The sequence below is a fragment of the Endozoicomonas sp. ONNA1 genome, from assembly GCF_024606325.1.
Lineage (GTDB): Bacteria > Pseudomonadota > Gammaproteobacteria > Pseudomonadales > Endozoicomonadaceae > Endozoicomonas_A.
Map to the genome: position 1 here is coordinate 1 of NZ_JAHHPN010000333.1, position 1,379 is coordinate 1,379.

The following is a 1,379-nucleotide window of genomic DNA, read 5'->3' on the forward strand; positions in this document are numbered from 1 at the left end:
TGCACGGGTTAAGACCATTAGGAGTGAAACATAATAATAACTCCAACAATATGATATATAAGGAAATATTCATTTTTGCAATTCTTCCGCGCAACTTTTGCGCAAGTTTTCACCCCCTTTTTGTACCTTTCAGGCTATTGGCCGCTGCTCCAGTACTCCAGTCAGACTTCAAAGTGTAGCCTGTAGTCGAATCGTCTTTTATGAACTTGTGATAGTGCTTTCTGACCATTTCGACTGTTGTGTGTCCAAGCATCTTTGAAACCCATGCTTCCTCTTCACCACTGGACAGCATCCAGCTTGCAAAGGTATGTCTTGTTTGCCCGAGTCCACGGTTAATGATTCCCGCTCTCTTGCAAGCGTAGTACCAGCAAAAATAGACAGCATTGTAATCGGCAAATGGTTCCCTTTGCCTGTTTACAAATACTCTACCGTGTCGTGACATCTGGCTGATAGCTCTCTGCCGTGCAAGCGCTTCAAGAGCACCGGGCAAAAGCATAATTTCCCTTCGGCCTTTTGCTTTTGTCTTTATGTCGCTCATGGTCTTGTCTGAAATAGCTTGGCATATAAAAGCCGTACCTTTTTTTAGGTCAACATGTTGCCATTCAAGTGCTATAAGCTCTCCCGGCCTGATTCCTGACCACACTGCAAACTGAAAAAGGTTCTTCTCAGTTTCGTGAGAGCAAGACTCCAGAAGCCTCTCTATCTCGTCCTGAGCGTATGGATTAACTTCTTCTCGTTTCGATTCGATCCTCTTCGTTATTTCGGTTTTTTCTTTCGGTAATACAAGGCCTTCAAGTGGATTTTCCACAAGTATGGTGTCATCTATGGCCTCTCTAATCGCAGATCGAAGGGGGGCTAGATAATTGCTTATCGTTTTTCTGGCAATATTTAGGGGTTTAGCCCAGTCGCGGATATGACCGGGCTTTAGGGCTGATACGGGGATGTGTCCAAAGGCAGGTATGAGAATGGATTCTACTCGATACTTAGAGTTTTTATGGTACTTAGGGGTAAGCGTGCCTTCCTGCGACTTTAACCATCTCTCTAGCAGTTCTTTAACCGACAGATTGGTCGCTTGGGGCAGCTCTGTTTTTGCCAGATCGTGATCTGGGAAATGATTAGACCACCTGAACGTTCCAAGCTCAATCTCTCGTTTTATTATTTCCCTGAGTGCGGCAGCCTGCTTTAATCCCTTAGCGTTCTGAGGTAGACCAGGAACAGTGACGAACCTAGTCTTTCCCATCCAGCTAAAATTAACCTGAACACCCTGACGCATAAGTCTCACGCCTGGAGGGGTGGTGAGTTGTCTAGCCAAGAGTCTATAGCCTCCATGTTCATCCATATTCTCCTACGGGAAATGGGGTCATACCTGAAATGCCTCC

The 1,379-nt window shown here is 45.5% G+C and carries 1 protein-coding gene; it reads right to left on the reverse strand.

Going from position 1 to position 1,379, the window contains the following annotated elements; genetic code table 11:
* Positions 1-109: 109 nt before the first annotated feature.
* Positions 110-1,339: a site-specific integrase gene (locus KDK19_RS07585; protein WP_257291671.1), complete on the reverse strand. Its 1,230-nt coding sequence runs from the start codon at positions 1,337-1,339 to the stop codon at positions 110-112.
* Between the last annotated feature and the right edge of the window lie 40 nt (positions 1,340-1,379).

Excerpts from the sequence above, each read along its gene's own strand:
- KDK19_RS07585 (WP_257291671.1), bottom strand. The coding sequence starts at position 1,339 with ATGGATGAACATGGAGGCTATAGACTCTTGGCTAGACAACTCACCACC.